Below are 16,300 nucleotides of genomic sequence, written 5' to 3' on the forward strand. Positions count from 1 at the left end.
CCGATTAGCCGATCGACCACCTGCCCGTGAACTCTTCGATGCTCTCGGCGAGACGCGATACGCCTTGCCTAAGCTGCCTCTCGTCCGCGAAAGCGAAGGTGAGTCTAAGCGTATTGCACTGCGGGTCTTTCGCATAGAAAGGACCGCCCGGCTGGAAGATGAGCCCTTTGAGCCAAGCGCCCTTCAGCAGCGTCTCGCCGTCTAATCCAACCGGCAGCGTAACCCATAAGTGCATGCCCCCTTTGGGCGTTACCCAGCTCAGGTCGGGCAGCCGTTTGTGCGCCAGCAGATCGGTGATCTGCTTCATCCGCATCCCGCACTGCACCTTGAACATATCGATTAACGGCGCGAGCGGATGCTCCTCGATCAGATCCGATAGCGCCTGTTGTTCGATCTCGCTGACCGGCGGCTCTTTGACGGGAGGCTGGTCCCCTGTCGCATCCAGCCTCAGCGGGTCGGCGTTGCCCGCGATCCAACCGATTCGCAAGCCCGAGATCAACCCCGGCGGCAATTGACCGATCGACAAGCACCCCGTATCGACGCGTCTTTGCAGCTCCGGGTCTTCCCCCTCGTACTGCAGCATTTCCTGCCGGTCATCCGTAACGAGCAGCACCCCCGCCTCTTGGCACCGGAAGCGAACCGCTTGTTTGCGCTCCTCGCTCCAGCTCCCCCCTTCCGGGTCCGTGCACGTCCAACCGACATACACCAGCTTCGGCCGATAACGATACAGCGCCATCGTAAGCGCCTCCGGGTCCATCCCGTTCCGATCACCGGCGATCGCCAGCGGCTGCAACCCCGCGCGTCTGAACGTCTGCAGCGCCGATCTCGACGTCAAGCGCTCGACTAAGACGACGTCGCCCTGCTTCGCCGTCCTCTCCACGATCCAAGCGAGCGCGCCGTCCGCGCCAGGCGTCACCGTAAGCAGCCTGCCGTTGCCTCCCGTCTTGCCTTTCAGCAGCCCTTGGGCCAGCTGCTCGCGCAGCTTCTGCGTGCCATGCGCCTCGCGACGACTCGCTAAGCCTTCGAGCGCGACAGCCTGCGCCGTCTTCGTTGCCGCCCTCGCCAGTCTCTCGTCCCAATCGGAACCCGCGATCAAGCCTTCCTTGGGCCAGCCACCCATCCAGTTAATGACCTGGTTCAGAGCGTTTCCCTCCCCTAACGTTGCCTACTCTCGGTACATCTATATGCGAACCGATGCCGTTCCATAGCCGCATGCAAGTTGCAAATTGTTCACACATTTTAGCGTTTTCTTTTTGGATGTCGTTGGTTATAATAGAAGGAGTCAATCGGAGGTGTAGGACATGTTTCTTGCGGAGACGGCTGCCAAAGCAGCGGAAGAAGCGAATCAGATTTTTGGAATGTCCAATAAGTTCTGGGTCGTCATCATCGTCTTTGTGCTCTTCATCGGCGCAATTCTGACGGCATCTTATAACGACGATAAAACGAGCGGGCTCTAATCGATCGCCCCGAAGCCGGATTCTTCCATGCGGAAGAGCCGGCTTTTTTCATGCCCGCAATGGTTAGAACATATCCCGCTAAAGGTGCTAGGATCGCCGAATAACAACCATTAGCAGTTAATTCTCTAATTTCCCCGATATAAATCAAAAATAACAACCATTCTCACTTATTCGAGGAGATTTCGGCCGCCTGGCACGAATGCGCTCAAATAAGTATCGATTGGTTGTTATTCCTCGAGTTGGTCGGATAGACGCCATTATAGCTGTCGATATATCGTTATTTAATCGCTCTTTTTATCGGTATCCCCTTCGCTCAGGTCATCTCCATCTCCTCTCTATCTCCATCTCCATCTCCTCTCTATCCCATCCCACTCCACCCCATCCCATCCCCATTTTCCGAATTTCCAATCTTACCGGCAACAAAAAAACCGTCCATGGATTGGACGGTTTTTTTGCTCTCGCGGCTATGCTTACAGCCCGTGCATGTCCTTCAGGCAGGAAGCGCAGACGTAACGCTCTTTGAACTCTCCTACGCCCTCCATCGAAGAACAGAACACGCAACGAGGCCGATAACGTTCAAGAATAATATGATCGCCTTGAACCAAAATTTCTACGGGATCTCCTTCGTTCATCTGATACCGTTTACGGAGAGATTTAGGCAACACAATACGTCCCAATTGGTCTACTTTACGAACAACGCCAGCCGGTTTCAAAGCATTTCCTCCATTCAAGTGTCAAATCTAGTTAGTTACTGAAACACTTTTGCCACCCTATAGCGTTCGATATCGACAATTGATCTCCTGCAATAATAATTATTTACTTAGAATAATGCAAAACAGGTAAAAATAAATCGAAATAGACAGAAAATTGCCGCGCATCCACTACAGATATATCCGACCGGAATTTAGGGATATAACCAAATTGTTCAAACTGGAAAATCGTTCTGCCGAAGCGCTTCGTAGATGACAATCGCAGCGGAATTCGCCAGGTTAAGCGAGCGGACCTTGTCCGTCATCGGAATCCGCATGCCCGTCTCCGAATGCGCGTCCAGCAGCTCTTGCGGAAGCCCCTTCGTCTCGCGGCCGAATACGAACAAGTCCCCGTCCTTGAACGAGAAATCGCTGTAGCGTTTCGTCACCCTCGTGCTCGCGAAAAAGAACCGCCCTTCCGGGAATGCGGCCTTCACCTCTTCGAAGGAGTCATAGTAGGTAATGTTAACGGCGTACCAATAATCCAGTCCCGCGCGCTTCAGCGTCTTGTCGTCGGTATCGAAACCAAGCGGACGCACGAGATGAAGATGAGTGCCGGTTGCCGCGCACGTACGCGCGATGTTGCCCGTATTCGCCGGAATTTCCGGATTGACGAGCACGATATGGAAAGCCATAAAGCTGATCCTCCTTGCCGATGTTTCCACACACAAAAAAAAGCATACAGCGGTACAATTGTACCGCTAGTATGCTTTATCGTCTAGCTTAGCCGTTGCGTTGCCTAAATTCTTTCATAAACTCGGCCAGAGCCCGTACGCTTTCGATCGGTACCGCGTTGTAGATGGAAGCGCGCAAGCCGCCTACGCTGCGATGGCCTTTCAGGCCGACGAACCCTTGCTGCTCCGATTCTTTGGCGAACTGCTTCTCGAGCTCTTCTGAACCGAGGCGGAACGTTACGTTCATAATCGAACGGCTTCCTTGCATCGCGCATCCGCGGTAGAAGCCGTCGGAGCCGTCGATCAAGTTGTACAGCAGGTTGGCTTTCTCGGTGTTGAGCTTCTGTATCGCTGCTGCGCCGCCTTGCGATTTCACCCATCTCAACACTTCGCCTACCATGTAGATCGCGAAAGTCGGAGGCGTGTTGTACAAGGAATCGGCTTTCGCATGCGTCTCGTAACGGAGCATCGTCGGCACGCCGGCGATTTCCGGTTTACGGATGAGATCCTCGCGGATAATAACGATCGTAACGCCGGAAGGACCGAGGTTCTTCTGCGCTCCGGCATAGATCAAGCCGAATTTGGATACGTCGACCGGACGGCACAGGATGTCGCTGGACATGTCGCCGACGAGCGGAACGGAACCCGTATCCGGATATTCGGCCCATTGCGTGCCTTCGATCGTCTCGTTCGATGTCAGATGAAGATAGGCAGCGTCGGAAGCGTAGTTCAGCTCGCTAAACGCCGGAATGCGCATGAATTTGTCCGCTTCCGAAGATGCCGCGATCGCGGTCTCTCCGAACAGTTTCGCTTCTTGGATCGCTTTCGTCGCCCAACTGCCCGTGGATACGTAAGCGGCCGTCTGGCCCGGACGAAGCAGATTCATGGGAACCATGGCGAATTGCGTGCTTGCTCCGCCTTGGATGAAGAGCACTTTATAGCCGCTTGGGATGCCGAGCAGCTCGCGAAGCAACGAATCCGCTTCGTAGTGGACTTTCTCGTAGATGGCGCCGCGGTGCGACATCTCCATCAGGGACATTCCGCTATTCTCGTATTCAACGAATTGTTCTTGCGCGGTCTTCAGCACGTCAAGCGGCAACGCCGCAGGGCCGGCATTGAAGTTATAGGCACGATTAGCCATCTTTCTTGTTCCCACCTTGTCTAGAATTAGGATAGGCTAATCATAACAAAGCTTTCATGCGCAGAGCAACTAGAAACTGCAATTTTTGTGCGTCAAATTCATGAAATTCCGAACGAAAATGGGTGGATATATGAAGAATTTTCGTCTTTTCCTCGGTCTACAACTATCTCCGCCAGCCAAAGCCTACTTAGGCTGCCGAATGTCCGCGATGGCCCGGGAACTGCCGTTCCGCCAATGGACGCATAGCGAGGATCTGCATGTAACGCTGCACTTCCTCGGCGATACGCCCGCCTCGCGGCTCGCCGCGCTCGGCGACGCGGCAGCGGCCGCGGCTGCGCGCGCGGCGCCGTTCACGCTGGCGCTGACGAACGCGGGAACCTTCGGTTCCCCGTCGGCGCCGCGCGTGCTGTGGTGCGGCGTGGCGGAGCCGGCGGCCGCGCCGGGGGCTCTCGCCGAGCTGCACGCAGCGCTCGGCGAGAGCTTGAACGCCTCCGGCTTCGCCACGGAGGCGAGGCCTTTCCGCGCGCACGCTACGCTCGCGCGCGGTTGGTCCGGCGCCGCCGGAGCCGCAGGCGATCCGGCGGCGGCCATCGCGGCGGCGTGGCAGGCTGCGCCATGCGACGCGCCGCACGCGGCCGCAGCGTGGACGGCGGATGCCGTCACGCTGTTTCGCACGCACCTCGGCCGGCGGCCGAGCTACGAGGTGCTGGCAATCTTCCCGTTCGGCGGCGGCAAGGAGCTTGCTCTGCAGTAAATACCAGCACAAGTACAGGTACTTGCCAGCCGACCTCGATAGACAAAGGGAATACCTGCTATCATGCAGGTATTCTCTTACCATTCGCTCTAACGAAACGATCCGCGTCGATTTAACTGCACCTCTGCAGCTTGCCGCCGTATCTATAGCATCACACCTATGTTTACTGCACTTTTGCAGCTATCCGATATCCGAGACACTATCCGATACCCGAGACACTAACCAATACCCGAGACACTATCCGATATCCGAGACACTATCCGATACCCGAGACACTATCCGATATCCGAGACACTAACCAATATCCGACTTTGCACGACAACAGAAAGAAGCTCCCCTTGCGGGGAGCTTCGCGCATAAGTCCTATGATTAGCAGTCGAAGTACAGGCTGTACTCGTGAGGGTGAATGCGGATGTTAACGGCTTTCGCTTCAGCGCGTTTCACGGCAACATAGTTCTCGATGAACGACTTCGTGAATACGCCGCCTTCCGTCAAGAAATCGGAGTCGGCTTCCAGAGCGTCGAGCGCTTCGTCGAGCGAGCCAGGTACGCTGCGGATTTCTTTCTTCTGATCGTCGGAAAGCTCGTAGATGTTCGTATCGAACGGTCCATAGCCAAGAGCGGTTGGATCGATTTTGCGTTTGATGCCGTCCAGACCTGCCATCAGCATAGCTGCGAAAGCAAGGTACGGGTTAGCCGTGGAGTCCGGCGTACGAAACTCGATGCGGCAGCCTTTAGGCGTAACGGCTGCAACCGGAATACGAACGGCTGCGGAGCGGTTGCCTTTGGAGTATACCAAGTTAACCGGAGCTTCGTAACCAGGAACGAGACGTTTGAACGAGTTCGTCGACGGGTTCGTGATCGCGATCAACGCTGGAGCGTGGTGCAGGATGCCGCCGATGTAGTACAGGGCCAACTGGCTCAGGTTCGCGTAAGCGCCTTTCTCATAGAAGAGCGGTTCGCCTTCGTTGAAGATCGATTGGTGAACGTGCATGCCGGAACCGTTGTCGCCGAAAAGAGGCTTAGGCATGAACGTTGCGACTTTGCCGTATTGGCGGGCAACGTTGTGGATGATGTATTTGTACTTCATCAGGTTGTCGGCCGTCTTGGTCAGCGTGTCGAAACGGAAGTTGATCTCCGCTTGGCCAGCCGTCGCGACTTCGTGGTGGTGGCGCTCTACGCGCAGACCGGTATCTTGCATCAAGCGAACCATTTCGCTGCGGATATCTTGCTGGGAGTCGACCGGAGCTACGGGAACGTAACCGCCTTTAACGCCGACTTTGAAGCCCAGATTGCCGCCTTCTTCTTTACGGTTCGTGTTCCAAGCGGCTTCCTCTGAATCGACGAAGTAAGAAGAGGAGTTCATCGTGCTTTCGTAACGAACGTCGTCGAAGACGAAGAATTCGGATTCAGGCGCGAAGAATGCTGCCGTACCTACGCCGGCTTTCTGCAAGTACTCTTCAGCTTTATGGGCAATCGAACGAGGGTCGCGCTCATAGCGCTCGCCGTCCGGAGTATGAATGTTACACATAACGATCAAAGTGGCGTGAGCGGTGAATGGATCAACGTATACGGAATCCGTGTCAGGCATCATGACCATGTCAGATTCTTCGATGCCGCGGAAGCCTACGATCGAGGAACCGTCGAATGCAACGCCATTCACGAACGTTTCAGCTTCTACCTCTGTAGCCGGAAGCGTGATGTGGTGAGCGCGACCGCCAAGGTCGACGAAGCGGAAGTCAACGAATTCAATGTTTTTTTCCTTAATTAAATCCAATACTTGTTGAGCAGACATTTAAATTTCCCCCCCATTCCCGAACATTAAAAGGTTTTTGTCGGTCTATTGTTCAAGTTTTCATTGAACTTATGAGGTAATTATAAAACCGAGTCTTGTGAAGCGTCAATACTTATGTAAGGTATTTTTTGTGGTTATGTTAGCATTTCTCACATTTTAGACTCTTGTTCATCAAACATTCAAAATCGACTGATCGACGCCAGACTTGTCATAACGACAAAAACGGCCTGCGCTCCGCAGGCCGTTGCAAATCGAGATTCCTATTCTCACGGAATGACTTATTTAATCCAAGTCGCGAACGCTTCGGCAGGCGCCTTCTGCGTGTCGAACTTCTTGCCAAGAAGCGGAGCAAGCTGCTCGAGTTCCTTGAGCAGGTTGGCGAATTGATCCGGGAACAGCGATTGTACGCCGTCTCCCGTCGCCGAATTGTCCGGATCGGTATGCATCTCGATAATCAGACCGTTCGCGCCGGCGGCCACGGAAGCTTTCGTCATCGTCTCAACGAGCTCGCGGCGTCCGGTCGCATGGCTCGGATCGGCGATAACCGGCAAGTGGGAAAGCTGCTGGATCACGGGAATCGCCGTCAGATCGAACGTGTTGCGCGTGTAGGTCTCGAACGTGCGGATTCCGCGTTCGCACAGCATCACGTTCGGGTTTCCGCCGGCCAGGATGTACTCCGCCGCGTTCAACCATTCGTCGTAGGTGGCGCTGAAGCCGCGCTTGAGCAGCACCGGATTTTTAATCGTGCCTAGTTTGCGCAGCAGGTCGAAGTTCTGCATGTTGCGCGTTCCGACTTGCATAATGTCCGCGTATTCCGCGCATACGTCCACGAACTCGGGGGCCATGACTTCAGTAATCGTAAGCAAGCCGTACTTGTCTCCTGCGTCCTTCATCCATTTCAAACCTTCGATGCCGATTCCTTGGAAGCTGTACGGACCCGTGCGGGGTTTGAACGCGCCTCCGCGCAGCACTTGACCGCCGGCCGCTTTCACCAATCGGGCGATTTCATCGATTTGCTCCGGCGTTTCCACCGCGCAAGGTCCGCCCATAACGACCAGATTGTCGCCGCCGATCTTGACGCCCTTCACTTCGATGATCGTATCGTCCGGGTGGAAGTCTCTGCTCGCCAACTTGTAAGACTTCGAAATCTTGATCACGTTCTCAACTCCTTGCATCGAGCGGATGTGCTCTGCAAGCGAAGGAGCTGCCTTGCCGATGATGCCGATCACGGTGCGGTCCGTTCCGCGGGAGACGTGCGCTTGCACGCCGCTTTGCTCGATGACGCGAACGATCTCGGCAATACGGCTATCCGATATATGGGGGGAAGTAATGACGATCATAAATAAGTCACGCTCCTAATTGGTTTAACGCTTATACGCTTAGACGCGTATACGCGTCAACGCTTATACGCTTTTAAGCACTAAAGTAACTATAACGAAAAATAGATGCCCTGTCAACGGTCATCCGAGCAACTCCACTTTCGCGGTATATGCGCGGAAGACCGACGGCGCATCTATTCGACGATCGACTAACAATGCGAGGATGAACCCGATTCCCAGCGAACTCTGCTCGCCCTGCGCTTCTCCTTGCGTTTGGACTTGAACGCGTTAACGCTGAATTTGACGGGATAATAACAGAGGACTCCGAGCAATGCGCCGACGATCATTCCGCCTACGGTAAGCCTTAAATCCTTGAGCAGAAGCTTGTTCGCCCACTCATGCTCGAACAAATGAATGGGATCGGGCAGAATCCATGATCCGACCTTCGCATTCGGGAACGACATGAGAATGTAGATCAGCTTGCCGGAGACGAATCCGATCAGCGCCGCCGGGAGATTGCCGCGCAATAATTTAACTAAAGGGAAGATAAGGAAGAAGGCCAAACCGAACGTAGGCAGCGTGAACATCTCGATCGCCATGCCGATCGCGAAGCCCATCGCGACCATCGACGCGCCGCCTTCGGCGCGCATGAGCAGCAAGTACTTGTACTTCAGCCAGCGCCAAGTTGTGCTTAGTCTATGTTGCATGTCGTTCTCCTTAGCCCGGGAGCCCGTTATTTGGATTCCTCCGTAGTCCGCTCCTTGACGTTAGGCAGCAGCTTGTTCGGATTGACCGTTCGAACGATCGGCCATGTTGCGGGATCATTGTGATCGTATTGCTCCAGGTACGCGATAACTTCCTTCGTGAGAGCCGTCGGCGTCGAAGCTCCCGAGGTTACGGATACTTTATTCACGCCCTGCAGCCATTCGCGTTCCAGCTCGCCCAGGTCGGCGATGCGATGGGCCGGTACGCCCGCGATCTCCTCCGACACCTGCGCGAGGCGATTGGAGTTGTTGCTGCGCGGATCGCCGACGACGATGCAGAGGTCAGCTTCTTTCGCTTGCGCCGCCACCGCTTCCTGCCGCACTTGCGTCGCAAGGCAAATCTCATTGTGAATCTCGGCCGTCGGGAACGCCTTAAGAAGCCGTTCCATCAGATGTTTGATGTCCCACTGGGACATCGTCGTTTGATTCGTTATGATTATGCGTTCCGTATCCAGGTGCAGCTTCGCAATATCCTCATCGCGCTCGATCAGATGCACGTGGCCGGGCGCGATGCCGATTGCGCCTTCCGGCTCCGGATGGCCCTTTTTGCCGATATATACGACTTCGAAGCCCTCGCCTACTTTCTCGCGAATCAGGTCGTGCGTCTTCGTCACGTCGGGACAAGTCGCGTCGACAAGCGTGAGCCCCTTCTCCTTGGCTCTGCGGCGAACTTCGGGAGAAACGCCGTGGGCGGTGAAAATAACGGTCCCCCGGTCGACTTGCTCCAATATTTCCAAGCGGTCGCTGCCGTCTAGCGTAATGATGCCTTCTTCCTTGAATGCATCCGTCACGTGGCTATTATGAACGATCATACCCAATATATAGATCGGACGAGGCAGCGACAAGTTGCGCGCTGTCTGCAATGCCAATACCATCGCGTCTACGACGCCGTAACAATAACCTCTCGGAGATATTTTCACGACTTCCATGATAAGCGCCTGCTTTCCCGCCCGCGGTTCATCGGTATTGCGATTTATCGTTTCCGGGCGTTCCGTTGCTACTCATTATACCTTAATCGCAAGCCCGGAGAAAGGTAAGAAAATCTCGACGATTCCGCGCAATGACGGTTCGGTCGGTTATAAAAGGAGCTGCCTCTATGACCTAGAGACAGCTCCCTCGTTCTTTACGCGGCTACCTTAATATCGGCTCTTTTTTGCTTGGCCGCGGCTTCGCGATTATCGGTGCCGACGGCGCCGATCTCTGTCCCAGCCAATCGATCGCCACAAGCACAAACTCGTATTGGTTAAGGTAACTGAGGCTCGTCATCGTAAACGAGGTACTCGTCCCCAAGAGGTAATTTTTCACGCAGACGCCGGACGACTTTGTTCTACATGACAGTTCATAACGATGCACATCCTCCTCGCCGCGCGTCCAGGTGAGGTGAATCGAGCCCGGCCCGGCCGTAGCTCTCAATCCTTTCGGCTGATCCGGCGGGCCGTCTGCCACTCTGACCGGAGTCCGCCTACTGGAAGCGCTTCCATCCCCAATCTGACCTTGCAGATTATTTCCCCAAGCCCAAATATTGCCGTCCGAAGTCATTGCAACGGAATGCCTGGTGCCGCCCGCGATCGCAATAACGTTGCTAAGCGAATCTACGGTTGTCGGCTGCATCCAATCGCTGTTATTGTCATGAGGATAACATCCCCATGCATGAACTTTGCCCTCGGCGTCAATGGCAAGGTTATGGGTGTCCCCCGAGGCAATGGCCTTGATGGTAGGCAGATTTAATAGGCGCTCCGGCGAAGCGTTATGGTTCGGGGGATTCGGACTGCAGCCGGCGTAACCCCATTGCCAGACGGTACCGTCTTCCTTCAAAGCAATCGTATGATAACGCCCCGAAGCGACTGCCTTAACGCCCGAACCGATGTTCACTCGAATGGGCACGTACTGCCACGTCGCCGCCAAAGCCGATCCGACTTGGCCTAGATTGTTGTTCCCCCATGCATACAATTCGCCAGCTCCGGTAATCGCATAAGAGGTTTCCCAGGTTTTGGCGATCGTCTTAATCCCGGACGGCAAACCGGACACTTGCTTGGGAGTTTGCCGCTCCTGCGCGACGCGGTCGGGGAAATTCCCCCATTCCCAGACCGATCCGTCTCGCTTAAGCGCCAATGTAGAATGAATGCCCGCCGCGGCTGACTGAACATCGGCAATACCCGTTATTCGGCGCGGAGTGTAGGCGACTTCCGAGCCGCTCCCCAGATTCATATAGTAGTTACTCCCGAAGCCCCAAAGTTCGCCGTTGCCCAATAACGCCAGCGAGTGCGATTGGGAATTCGAGATAGAGACGACTCCGCGCAATTCGTTAGAAGTCGGGGCGTAGACTAACAAAGGAGAGCTTTCGCCAAGGCCCAGACTGCCGAATCCGTTCCCGCCCCATACTAGAAACTGATTGTCCCGCAGAGCCATCGTATGGTCGCCTGCAGCGGCGACCGCGAATATGGCCGGAGCCGCATTCGCCCGTTTGGGCGAGTTTCCGTTCCATACGCATGCTGCCGATCCGAGAACTGCGCACAGCGCGATCGTTGCCGTTAAACGTATTTTTCTCCTTACACCGTTTTCCACCTTATCACTCCCTTTTTCTTGTCGATCCCATTTCACACACATTATACCGCAAACTGCTCATTTTTTTGTATAAATTTTACCAATTATAATCAAATAAGATTGATTTCCTTTTTAAAGGCATCTTCGACGTCTTTCGGCAAAATCGCTCCGGCCACAGCCTATGCTGGAACAAAAAAAAGCATGTCCCGTAGATTGCACCCATCTACGGGACATGCTTTTTGCGCAAACGTACTTATGCGATAAACTGCTTATGGAACCGTTCCTCTCCTATGTTCCAACGTCCATTCAGTTCAGTATCTTGATCGTCTTTACGGGTACGAGATTCAAAGTCGGATTTGCGGTGACGTAATCGGAGGTTTCCGATTTTTTCCCACTCTTGTCCTTCGCCCTTACATAGAATTTGTATTCATACCTAGGGCTGTATGAGAGACCGGTTACCGTGTAGGTATATACATCGTAAGAGGACTTACCTTCAATTTTTTGGCAGGTGGTTCCCCCGCCGCTTGTAGACCTCCAGCAAATTTCATGCCCGGTTACGTCGTTCCCTGCCGTCTTCCATACCAGCTTCACCTGTTTATCGCCCGGAGTCACGGAAATAAACTCCGGCTTGAACGAGTCGTGAACGATTTGGACCGGGTTCGGAATCGTGGACGCGCCGAATGGTCCGACCTGATATTTCGAATTGTCGCCCCATGCCCACATCACACCATCGTCCGTTAAGATAACGGAATGCCATGCGCCCGCTGCGATGGACTTCACGTTATTGGGATAATCGATCGTGCGCGGCAACTTAGTGACCGTTTGGCTGTCCTTCGTCTCGCATCCCCATACGCGCACTTTACCGTCCTTGCCCAACGCGAGGCTATGATGATCGCCCGCGGCAATCGCGACAATGTCGGTTAATCCGTTTACTTGGACTAACACGGTACTGTATTTCGCATTCGTGCCTAGAATACCGCATGCGTTCGAACCCGAAGCATAGACGGTACCGTCTACGTTCAACGCGATCGTATAATCCGGTCCGGCATCGACCGCTTTGAATTTCAAGTTGCCTTTGACTTTGGTCGGCATCTTCGCGAACAATTCCGCGCTGCCGATGCCAAGCTGGCCATCTCCGTTGTATCCCCAAGCAAACAATTCGTTATTGGCGTTAATCGCTAACGTGTGTCGTGCTCCCGCGGCGACCGCGATCATTGCGGTGTCGTCAGGAAAACCGGGAACCTGGACCGGTTTTTTCCACTCGTCCGGCGTACGTTCCCCCAAGAAATCGAATGCGTTGAATCCCCATTCCCATACGGTTCTGTTGCTTCTCAGCGCAACGGAGTGGCCGTCGCCCGCCGCGACGGATCTCGCATTGCTTATGCCGAGATCCTCCGGATAAACGGTAAACCGGTCCGCCTTAGGATGTAAAGGGTGCAAATAAGCCAGTTGACCGAAGTCGGTGGCGCCCAAACCCCATACCTGGCTTCCTTTTAGAAAGAGCGCATGATTGTTCCCGGCCGAAATGGAAGATAGTCCGAATGGTTGTCCCCCCCATACGTCGTCGATCGACCATAAGTGTTGTACGACATCAAGATCTGGCTGTCCCACTAACCTATCCGGGTTTTCGTAGAAATCCCCCCAGTTCCATAGTTCCCCGTCCGCAGCGATCGCGAACGATATATCGCCCGCCGCCCCTATAGCCTTCATCGCAGGTACCTGCGCGGCGGCAGCTTCCCTCGGCGCGATTGCGCTTGTGAAGCTTGCGGCCAATAACGCGCACATCATCAGTTTGATTCCCGTACCTGCCTTGCCTTTCCGCTGTACTGTCGTCATCGTCCTCTTCCTCGCTATCTTTTAGTGGGATGTGGCTGTTTGCCTATTAACATATCGACAATAAATTGAATAGGATTTACTTATTTTTAATAAATAATTCCATTTTCCTGGTTACGTAATTAGCTTTAGGGCGAATGTCTTATTCGTAAAGCATCATTTTTACATCATCTATTACAAAAAATTATTTTGTGGACGATATAGCAACGGAATACAGTTTTATATTTAATTAGAAAAAAATAAGGAGCAAAGAGAAATGAACACTGTCGGTAAAATGAAAAAAATCGCGTTAGGCGTCAAGCTTGCCTTATGCGCCGTATTAGGCGCGGGTGCGGTCGTCTGGAACGCGGGAACGCCTCGCGAGGCTGCCGCGGAAGGCTCGGACATCCATGCCGTGGAAGCCGGTTACAAATCTTCATTCGCGTTGAGAGACGGCAAGCTCTTGGTATGGGGCGATAACGAAAGTGGTAGACTCGGTCTTCGCGAGCGCAGCACCTACTTCGAAACGAGACCCGTCGTGAACGAACTGGTCAATGTCGTATCGGTCGAGACAAACGGTAGCACGACACTTGCGGTCAAAGCGAACGGCGATCTGTTGGGCTTCGGAAAGAACCATGAAGGTTTATTAGGCTTGAGGGTGAATCCATTCGACGTGAGGATTGTCGAATCGTCTGCCATCCCTATCATCGTACCGATCAATAACGTGCGATCGGTTGCATTGGGTGGTGGTGTTGCCATAGCGCTAAAGAAGGACGGAACGGCATGGGAATGGGGCTACAATAGCGGGCTTGCCAGAGATAAATATCATATTCCTCGTCAACTATCGGGTTTGCCGAGCAACATAGATACTATTTTCGCCGAAGGTGACTCCTTCTTTGCGACAACAGCCGATGGCAAGGTATACGTATGGGGCAGTAATCATTCCGGACAATTGGGGCTGGACACAGCCGACAAGTCGCAGCCAACGCCGATCAGAAACTACAACCTTACCGGTTTCAAGTCGTTTCGCGGCGCACAAATGGCTACGATCGGATTGAAGGCTGACGGTACTGTCTGGATCTGGGGCGATAAAAACGCGTGCAGCAACGATTCAAACTATAACTCCAAACTCGAACAAATCCCCGGTTTGACCGGAATAACCGAAATCGATGCATCTTACTCCTTTCTAGCGCTTAATAAGGCCGGAAAAGTCTATAGTTTCGGATGCAATATAAACAACTATCAATGGGAATCTCCGAAACAAGTACAGGGACTTCCTTCCGATATTATCGACATTGCGAAAGGCTGGAGTCATGGATTAGCCATGTCCGCGGACGGAGCTCTATGGGGCTGGGGGATTAACAATCGTGGTTCGGTCGGCGACGGTACGGTGACGGATCGCCCCATTCCGGTCAGGGTGGATGACGATCATCCGATCAGGCCCGAGAATTTGCGAGCCTTCCCCGGGGAAAGTAAGATTACGCTAGTCTGGGCGAATTACAACCCTGACATCCAATATTACAATGTGTATAGGAAAAGCAACATGGAAACCAATTATCGCGTAGTGCCGACCAATGGCAATGAAAATTTTCTAATCGTGTCGGGGACCTATTTCTTCAAATATAGTTTTTACGTAACCGCAGTCGACAAAGCCGGACATGAATCCCAACCAACGCCGGTCATCGAAGCTAGGCCGTTGGTGAACCGTTGAACCTCTAAGTTAAACCTTGGACTATCCTTAGGTTAGAATGCACAATAGCGGTATCAGGAGCACATAGCCCCTGAACCGCTATTGTGCGTTTGTATGTTGACCTCTTATTGCATCTGCGGCTCAGGAACGACCGGAATCCATAAGGTGAAAGCCGAGCCTTCGCCCGGACGGCTTTGCACGTCGATCTTGGCCTGATGCAGCTCGGCGATCCATCTCGCGATCGATAAGCCCAATCCCGTACCGGACGTCTCGCCCCGGGACGCGTCCGCGCGGTAGAACCGTTCGAAGATGTGAGGAACATGTTCGGGAAGGAGACCGATCCCCGTATCGGCGACGGTCAGCCCGACGTATTCGCCGGATCGCGATGCATATAATCTTACGCTTCCTTCGCTCGTGTACTTAAATCCGTTCTCGATCAGAATGAAAAGCAATTGCAGCAAGTAATCCCGATTGCCGCGCACCCATACGCCGTCCAAAGCCTCGAACGGTCCGACCAGCCAATCGGCTCGCCGCGGAAGGAAGGACGCCCTCCGGGCGGCCTCCTCGGCAAGCGGCCGAAGCGACAAGCTTTCCATCTCCACGACGTATCCGGCGTCCGCGCGCGCGAGTGCGAGCAGATCGTTCACCAATCGGCTCATCCGCCTCGCTTCGTCCGCGATATCATGGATCGATTCGAGCGAGAGCTGGCGTCTGTCCGTATCCGACAAGCTTTGCGACTGACTTTCCGTTTCGCCGTTTTGATCCGCCCATATTTTCTCCAATAGATCCACGTTGCCCCGAATCGTCGTCAGCGGCGTGCGAAGCTCGTGCGAGGCGTCCGATACGAATCTGCGCTGCGCCGCGTTCGTCTCTTCCAGGTTTTTGTACGCCTTTTCCAGACCGGAGAGCATCCCGTTGAGCGTATCCGTGAGCCTGCCCACTTCGTCGTCGGCGCGTTCGCGCGGAATGCGCAAGCCGAGCTCCGACCCGCTCTGGATTTGTTGGGCGACGGCGGTTACGCGATCGATCGGCGCGAGCGCTTTGCGCGAGAGGAACATTCCGAGCAAGAACGCCGCGAGCAGCGCCGCCCCGCCGGATATCCACAGAATGCCTCTCAACTGGGCGAAGAACTGTTCCTCCCGATCCGTATTCGCGCCTACCAACAGTAAACCGCCGATGTCTTTGGTCCCATTCATATAGATCGGCTTCTCGTAAATATAGAAAGAATAGTGACCGATACGGGTATCCGCAAACCTCTCGCGGGCTTCCGATTGGTCCGGGTAAGGCAGCGTGACCTCCGAACCTCGCACGCCGATCATATTGCGCGACTTGCCGAGCACGATGCCGGCGTGGCGATCTCTATAGTCCACCAGTTGAATACCGATAACCGAAGCGTCGAAACCCGGCGCGGTAGAATCGAGATTGTATTCGCCGAAAAAACCGCCGGACGTTTGAACCTTCGAAGCGACTTCGCGAAGGCGATCCCGCAGTTCGGACTTCGTATTGTGCTCTACGACGTTGTAGACGGTCATCCCGAAGACGACGAACGCGATCGCGAACAGCCCGGAATACCATAGCGTCAGCTTCAGCCTGATCGACATG

14 protein-coding genes are annotated in these 16,300 nt (G+C 54.2%); 3 read left to right on the top strand and 11 right to left on the bottom strand.

Features of this window, described 5'->3' with window-relative positions:
* Positions 1-4: 4 nt before the first annotated feature.
* A complete protein-coding gene (locus COHPA_RS0107400) occupies positions 5-1,120 on the bottom strand; it encodes an aminotransferase class I/II-fold pyridoxal phosphate-dependent enzyme (protein ID WP_027085559.1) in 1,116 nt (371 codons plus the stop codon).
* Between the two features lie 181 nt (positions 1,121-1,301).
* Between COHPA_RS0107400 and COHPA_RS25490 the strand changes: the two genes are divergently transcribed.
* Positions 1,302-1,457: a hypothetical protein gene (locus COHPA_RS25490; RefSeq protein ID WP_156926612.1), complete on the top strand. Its 156-nt coding sequence runs from the start codon at positions 1,302-1,304 to the stop codon at positions 1,455-1,457.
* 470 nt (positions 1,458-1,927) lie between these two features.
* Here the strand turns inward: COHPA_RS25490 and COHPA_RS0107410 are convergent, their stop codons facing one another.
* The 3 genes from COHPA_RS0107410 to serC form a co-directional block, all read right to left on the bottom strand.
* Positions 1,928-2,170, bottom strand: a complete 243-nt coding sequence (locus COHPA_RS0107410) for an AbrB/MazE/SpoVT family DNA-binding domain-containing protein (protein ID WP_027085560.1) — start codon at positions 2,168-2,170, stop codon at positions 1,928-1,930.
* A 212-nt stretch (positions 2,171-2,382) separates the two neighbouring features.
* On the bottom strand, positions 2,383-2,841 hold the full coding sequence (gene trmL, locus COHPA_RS0107415; protein WP_027085561.1) for a tRNA (uridine(34)/cytosine(34)/5-carboxymethylaminomethyluridine(34)-2'-O)-methyltransferase TrmL: 459 nt from the start codon (positions 2,839-2,841) through the stop codon (positions 2,383-2,385).
* Positions 2,842-2,929: 88 nt separating this feature from the next.
* On the bottom strand, positions 2,930-4,021 hold the full coding sequence (gene serC / locus COHPA_RS0107420; RefSeq protein ID WP_027085562.1) for a 3-phosphoserine/phosphohydroxythreonine transaminase: 1,092 nt from the start codon (positions 4,019-4,021) through the stop codon (positions 2,930-2,932).
* Between the two features lie 85 nt (positions 4,022-4,106).
* Here serC and thpR point away from each other — a divergent pair, with 85 nt between their 5' ends.
* A complete protein-coding gene (thpR, locus tag COHPA_RS23145; protein WP_084760456.1) occupies positions 4,107-4,775 on the top strand; it encodes an RNA 2',3'-cyclic phosphodiesterase in 669 nt (222 codons plus the stop codon).
* Positions 4,776-5,144: 369 nt separating this feature from the next.
* Here the strand turns inward: thpR and glnA are convergent, their stop codons facing one another.
* From glnA to COHPA_RS0107455, 6 genes are all read right to left on the bottom strand, one after another.
* A complete protein-coding gene (gene glnA / locus COHPA_RS0107430) occupies positions 5,145-6,569 on the bottom strand; it encodes a type I glutamate--ammonia ligase (RefSeq protein WP_027085564.1) in 1,425 nt (474 codons plus the stop codon).
* Between the two features lie 278 nt (positions 6,570-6,847).
* Complete coding sequence (gene aroF, locus COHPA_RS0107435; protein ID WP_027085565.1) at positions 6,848-7,909, bottom strand: 3-deoxy-7-phosphoheptulonate synthase; 1,062 nt, start codon at positions 7,907-7,909, stop codon at positions 6,848-6,850.
* Between the two features lie 188 nt (positions 7,910-8,097).
* Complete coding sequence (locus tag COHPA_RS0107440) at positions 8,098-8,595, bottom strand: DUF2062 domain-containing protein (protein ID WP_027085566.1); 498 nt, start codon at positions 8,593-8,595, stop codon at positions 8,098-8,100.
* Positions 8,596-8,621: 26 nt separating this feature from the next.
* The gene (locus COHPA_RS0107445) at positions 8,622-9,581 is read right to left on the bottom strand and encodes a 4-hydroxy-3-methylbut-2-enyl diphosphate reductase (protein ID WP_027085567.1); all 960 of its coding nucleotides are present in this window, start codon (positions 9,579-9,581) and stop codon (positions 8,622-8,624) included.
* Between the two features lie 202 nt (positions 9,582-9,783).
* Positions 9,784-11,217 carry a fibronectin type III domain-containing protein gene (locus COHPA_RS0107450; protein WP_027085568.1) on the bottom strand — a complete coding sequence of 478 codons (1,434 nt, stop codon included), beginning with the start codon at positions 11,215-11,217 and terminating at the stop codon, positions 9,784-9,786.
* Positions 11,218-11,502: 285 nt separating this feature from the next.
* On the bottom strand, positions 11,503-13,032 hold the full coding sequence (locus tag COHPA_RS0107455) for an RCC1 domain-containing protein (protein ID WP_027085569.1): 1,530 nt from the start codon (positions 13,030-13,032) through the stop codon (positions 11,503-11,505).
* A gap of 253 nt (positions 13,033-13,285) precedes the next feature.
* Here COHPA_RS0107455 and COHPA_RS0107460 point away from each other — a divergent pair, with 253 nt between their 5' ends.
* Positions 13,286-14,719: an RCC1 domain-containing protein gene (locus COHPA_RS0107460; protein ID WP_027085570.1), complete on the top strand. Its 1,434-nt coding sequence runs from the start codon at positions 13,286-13,288 to the stop codon at positions 14,717-14,719.
* A 104-nt stretch (positions 14,720-14,823) separates the two neighbouring features.
* Here COHPA_RS0107460 and COHPA_RS0107465 read toward each other — a convergent pair whose 3' ends face one another.
* On the bottom strand, positions 14,824-16,299 hold the full coding sequence (locus tag COHPA_RS0107465; RefSeq protein ID WP_027085571.1) for a sensor histidine kinase: 1,476 nt from the start codon (positions 16,297-16,299) through the stop codon (positions 14,824-14,826).
* Between the last annotated feature and the right edge of the window lies 1 nt (position 16,300).

Source organism: Cohnella panacarvi Gsoil 349 (assembly GCF_000515335.1).
GTDB lineage: Bacteria > Bacillota > Bacilli > Paenibacillales > Paenibacillaceae > Cohnella > Cohnella panacarvi.